At 61.6% G+C, this 5,025-nt stretch carries 4 protein-coding genes; 2 read left to right on the plus strand and 2 right to left on the minus strand.

The features are described from left to right. Positions 1-128: 128 nt before the first annotated feature. Both AB5Y85_RS02400 and AB5Y85_RS02405 read right to left on the minus strand, forming a co-directional pair. The gene (locus AB5Y85_RS02400; RefSeq protein WP_144712570.1) at positions 129-632 is read right to left on the minus strand and encodes a DUF2062 domain-containing protein; all 504 of its coding nucleotides are present in this window, start codon (positions 630-632) and stop codon (positions 129-131) included. Further along, on the minus strand, positions 626-1,144 hold the full coding sequence (locus tag AB5Y85_RS02405) for a DUF2062 domain-containing protein (protein ID WP_005350890.1): 519 nt from the start codon (positions 1,142-1,144) through the stop codon (positions 626-628). The genes AB5Y85_RS02400 and AB5Y85_RS02405 overlap by 7 nt, the downstream gene beginning before the upstream one ends. Before the next feature lie 27 nt (positions 1,145-1,171). Here AB5Y85_RS02405 and AB5Y85_RS02410 point away from each other — a divergent pair, with 27 nt between their 5' ends. Continuing rightward, positions 1,172-3,373 (plus strand): DNA internalization-related competence protein ComEC/Rec2, encoded by a 2,202-nt coding sequence (locus tag AB5Y85_RS02410; protein ID WP_368221117.1) that lies wholly within the window; start codon positions 1,172-1,174, stop codon positions 3,371-3,373. A gap of 104 nt (positions 3,374-3,477) precedes the next feature. Next, on the plus strand, positions 3,478-5,025 hold a 1,548-nt coding region (gene msbA, locus AB5Y85_RS02415), incomplete at its 3' end, for a lipid A export permease/ATP-binding protein MsbA (RefSeq protein ID WP_368221118.1).

The following is a 5,025-nucleotide window of genomic DNA, read 5'->3' on the forward strand; positions in this document are numbered from 1 at the left end:
CGTTGAAATACAGAACCCCCGATGCGGCACATAGGGGGTTCTGAGTAGAGAAATGCTAGTTGAAAATGTGTAAACCTATTTCAGGACTAGACACCAACGGCTGATCGCCAAACAAGTGGAAGGGGGATTCAGTGGTGGCGGACGCCTTGCCACAGCTTGCGCAGTTGCAACAGCAGCGCGGTCAGGGCACCGCCGCTCAGGGCGGTGAGTACCGCCAGCAGCAGGCTGCCGAGCAGGAAGGGGGGCACCAGGGTCGCTGCCTCCTGCTCCAGCCAGTGAAGGGTCCAGCTGAGGTGGAAAGGCTCCGGCGTCTGGTGCAGTACCAGACAACCGGTGCGATAGGCGTAGAGATACATGAACGGCAAAGTCAGCGGATTGTTGAACCAGACCGCCAGCAGCGCCAGTGGCAGGTTGAGGCTGAATACCAGCGCCAGACCGACTGCGATGAGCGAGTGCATCGGGATGGGGAACCAGCAGGCGAAGATCCCGGCTGCCACCGCGCCGCTCAGGGCGCGGGTGCCCCCTTGCCAGAGGGCTGGGGCAAGCAGCCGTTCACCAAACAGGGCAAACCACTTCTGCTGGCGAAGCGTCTCGGGATCGAGCTTGAAGCGGGCAAACCAGCGACTCAGCATGGGCGGGCCATCTTGCGTTTTTGCCACTGGCGCACCGTACTGATCCGCCAGAAGGTGCGGATCAGGGTGTAGCCGATAAGGGAACTGAGCAGGGCCAGGATCAGCGAGCCCAGCAACAGCGGCGGTGCCACTGTGCCCAGTACCGAGACCAGCCACTCCCAGGTGAATTCAATCTCGATCTGCTGCGCCGAATGTCCCAGCAACTGGCAACCTACCAGATAGGCGCCATAGAGCAGGGGCGGCATGGTAAAGGGGTTGGAGAGCCAGACCAGCGCCACCGAGAGCGGCAGATTGACCCGGCACAGGATGGCGCCACCGGCAGCCAGCAGCATCTGGCAGGGGAGCGGCACCCAGGCCATGAAGAGGCCCACCGCAAATGCCCCGGCAGCCGAGCGGCGGTTGAGGTGCCAGAGGTTGGCATCGAGCAGCAGTTTGCCGAACAGTCGCAGGTGCTTGTGTTCTTTCAGGGTTTGCTGATCGGGCATCCAGCGTTTAATGAGTCGTTTGGGCATATTGAAACCTTGCTAAATACTTGCTCCATGGATCTGCGTCTGTTGTCGTTTGCCCTGGGGGCAAGCTCCTCACTGCTCTGGCCATGGTTACCTTCACTCGCATGGGGGGGCCTGTTGCTGTCCTTGCTGATCCCCCTTGCATATTGCCGTGCCTGGCGGTGGCTGTTTCTCCTGCTCGGCATCCTCTGGATGCAGGCCAATCTTGCCTATCGGCTGGCCTGGCTGGAGCGGTTGGGCGATCAGACGAGCCACATGATAACCGCACAGCTGCAAAGTGCAGAGCCCGAGGGGGATAAATTTGTCCGGCTGCTGCTGCGGGTGAGCACCCTCGACGAGCAACCGGTGACACCTGAGCCCCTGATCCGGGTCAATGCCTATCAGGCATTACCCGCCATGACGGTAGGCAGCCGGATCACCCTGGTGACCTCGTTGAAACCGGCTCACGGTCTTGCCAACGAGGCGGGGCTGGATGGGCGGCGTCTGCTGCTGGGCAAGGGGATCACCGCCACTGGCAATCTGCGTCGGGTGATAGATATTCAACAGGCACCTGCGGGTTGGCGTGAACGCTGGTTGGGGGCCGCGACCGAGAGTTGGCGTCCGCTTGATTATGCTCCCTTGCTGGCGGCGCTCACTTTTGGCGAGCAGAGCGGCATCACTGATGCCCAGTGGGAGTTGTTTCGCGGCAGCGGCCTGACCCATATCATCGCCATTTCAGGGCAGCACATTGCGCTGGTGGCGGTGCTCGGGTGGTGGCTGGGCAGGTTGTTTGGCCTGCGTGGCGCCATCATCACCTCCCTGCTGTTTGCCGCCGTCTACAGCGCGTTGGCCGGGTTTGCTGTGGCGACCGAGCGGGCCCTGATCATGGTGCTGGTGTGGAGTGTGCTGCGCTGGAGCCGGCGAGAGTGGCCGGCCTGGCGCATCTGGCTGTGGGCCTTTGTGGTATTGACCCTCTGGGATCCCTTCGCCCTCTATTCGGCCGGCTTCTGGCTCTCGTTTCTGGCGGTGGCCATCTTGCTGCTGGTGGGATATGTCCACGACAAGCCGGGGCTCTGGCAGATCCAGCTCTGGCTGCTGCTCGGTCTGCTGCCGCTGCAACTGGCGTTGTTCGAGGGAATCGCACCCCTTGCCATGGTGATCAACCTGTTGGCGGTGCCGCTCTTTTGTATCGCCATCATCCCGCTGGCCCTGATCGGTGTGCTGCTGGCGCCGCTATCCACCTCGCTTGCCTACGGCCTGTTCTGGCTGGCGGATTTGGGGCTCGGGTGGGTGCTGACCATCCTGAATTGGCTCGCCGATCAACTGCAACTGTGGTGGCCACTACCCGCCTGGTGGCTGCCACTCTGCACCTTGCTGTTGCTGCTCTGGTTCGCCGCGCAGTGGCGCCCGGCACGCTGGCTGTTGCTACCGGGTCTGTGTGCGCTGTTATTGGCGCTCTGGCCAACGCCTGTCCGCTGGCAACTGCGGGTGCTGGATGTGGGGCAGGGGCTGGCGGTGCTGATCAGCAAGGGGGAGCGTGCCATCCTTTATGACACCGGTGATCGCTATCCCGGAGGCTACAACATGGCGGATGCGGTGATCCTGCCCCAGCTAAGCCATTTGGGGATCCGGGTGATTGATCGCCTCATCATCAGCCACAAGGATCGGGACCATGCTGGCAATCGCAAGCGACTGCTCAGCGCCATGCCGGTGCGTCACGAGCTCTCTTCTTATCCCTTCAGTGAGGGAACGACGCTCTGCCAGCGTGGGCAACAGTGGCGCTGGCAGGGGCTCTCGTTTGCAGTGCTCTGGCCAGAACGCCCCGGTGGCGGGCGCAATAACGATGGCTGCGTGGTGCGTATCAGCGATGGGCAGCGCAGTGTGCTGCTCAGTGCCGATATCGAACGGCAGGCAGAGCTGCGATTGGTGGCACTGGAGGGAGAGGGGTTGGCCAGCACCTTGCTGGTGAGCCCCCATCATGGCAGTCGCACCTCCTCCACGCCCCCGTTTGTCGCGGCGGTGGCGGCGCAGGAGGTGATCCACAGCGCCGGTTTTATGAATCAGTGGGGCTTTCCCCGTCCCGATGTGGTGGCCCGCTATCGGGATGCCCGCCAGTGGATCACCGGTCAGCAAGGGGCGATGCTGGTCGAACCCACCGCAGCGGGCTTGAGCGTCACTGCCGAGCGAGATCTGGGGCCCTGGTATCGACGCAGTGGCGAGTGGTGGCGACCGCGAGTGTGGTTTGAGCAATAATCGGCCATTTCTGCCGTGCAGGAATGCGATATAGGTGGCGGCGCTTGGTGTAAGCCTGCGCTTTGGCTAGAATAGCCCGTCATTTCCATTACTAACGGCTATTCATGCAACAAGAAACCTCACAAGAGAGCTGGCCAGTATTCAAACGCCTGCTCGGTTATGTCCGTGATCGCAAGCTGGGCCTGGTCGGTGGCATCATCGGGATGCTGGGCTACGCCGCCGTGGATACCACCTTTGTCTACTCCATCAAGCCGCTGATCGATCAGGGCATCAATGGCAACGACAGCACCGTTTTGAAATGGATGCCTTTCTTCGTCCTCGGCATCGTGGCCCTGCGCGGTGTCGCCAACTTTCTCTCCAACTACTGCATGGCCTGGGTCGGCAACCATGTCGTGATGCGTCTGCAACAGCAGGTGTTCAATCACATGGTGGCGATGCCGATGAGCTTCTTCGATCGCCAGAACACCGGTCATCTGCTCTCCAAGGTGACCTATGACGCCAGTCAGGTCTCCTCGGCGGCGAGCACCACGCTGGTGACCCTGGTGCGGGAAGGGGCGACCGTGGTCGGTCTGCTGGGCCTGATGTTCTGGCACTCCTGGCAGCTGTCGGTGATCTTTTTGGTGGTTGGCCCGCTGGTGGGGGTCATCATCGGCCTTATCAGCCGTCGTTTCCGCCAGATCAGCCGTCATATCCAGCAGGCGGTGGGGGATATCACCACCTCCACCGAGCAGATGCTCAAAGGGCACAAAGAGGTGCTGATGTTTGGTGGCCAGAAGGTGGAAGAGAAACGCTTCTTCCAGGTCAGCAACAACATGCGCCAGCAGACCATGAAGATGGTCGCCGCCGATGCCATCGGCAGCCCTGTGGTGCAGATGGTGGCCTCCATCGCGCTGGCTGCCTTCCTCTATGTAGCTACCATCGATAGTGTGCGCAGCGAGCTGACTGCCGGTACGTTTACCGTCATGATCACCTCCATGATGATGCTGCTCAAGCCGCTGAAAAGCCTGACCGACGTCAATAACCAGTTCCAGCGGGCCATCACTGCCTGCCACAGCCTGTTTGGCCTGCTCGACACCGAGCCGGAGCAGGATACCGGCACCCGCACTCTGGAGCGTGCTCGCGGCGAGATCGAGTTTCGCAACGTCACCTTCACCTACCCGACCAAGGACACCCCGGCGCTGCACAACGTCAGCTTCAAGGTGGAGGCGGGTAAATCGGTGGCGCTGGTGGGCCGTTCCGGCTCTGGCAAGAGTACCATTGCCAGCCTGCTGACCCGCTTCTACGACATCGATCAGGGCGAGATCCTGCTGGACGGCATCAACATCCGCGAATACAAGTTGAGCGAGCTGCGCAAGCAGTACGCGCTGGTCTCCCAGCATGTCCACCTGTTCAACGACTCGGTGGCCAACAACATCGCCTACGCGGCAGAAGACAAATACAGCCGCGACCAGATCGTGCAGGCCGCCCGTATCGCTCATGCCGACGAGTTCGTCAGCAAGATGAGTAACGGGTATGACACTGTGGTTGGCGAGAACGGTGCATCCCTCTCCGGTGGTCAGCGCCAGCGTGTTGCCATTGCGCGGGCTTTGCTGCGCGATGCGCCGGTTCTGCTGCTGGATGAGGCCACCTCGGCCCTCGATACCGAGTCCGAG

This window comes from Aeromonas sp. R3-1, from assembly GCF_040908345.1.
Classification (GTDB): Bacteria; Pseudomonadota; Gammaproteobacteria; order Enterobacterales; family Aeromonadaceae; genus Aeromonas; species Aeromonas veronii.

Coding starts and splice junctions, on each gene's coding strand:
- AB5Y85_RS02400 (WP_144712570.1), bottom strand. CDS start 632: ATGCTGAGTCGCTGGTTTGCCCGCTTCAAGCTCGATCCCGAGACGCTT.
- AB5Y85_RS02405 (WP_005350890.1), bottom strand. CDS start 1,144: ATGCCCAAACGACTCATTAAACGCTGGATGCCCGATCAGCAAACCCTG.
- AB5Y85_RS02410 (WP_368221117.1), top strand. CDS start 1,172: ATGGATCTGCGTCTGTTGTCGTTTGCCCTGGGGGCAAGCTCCTCACTG.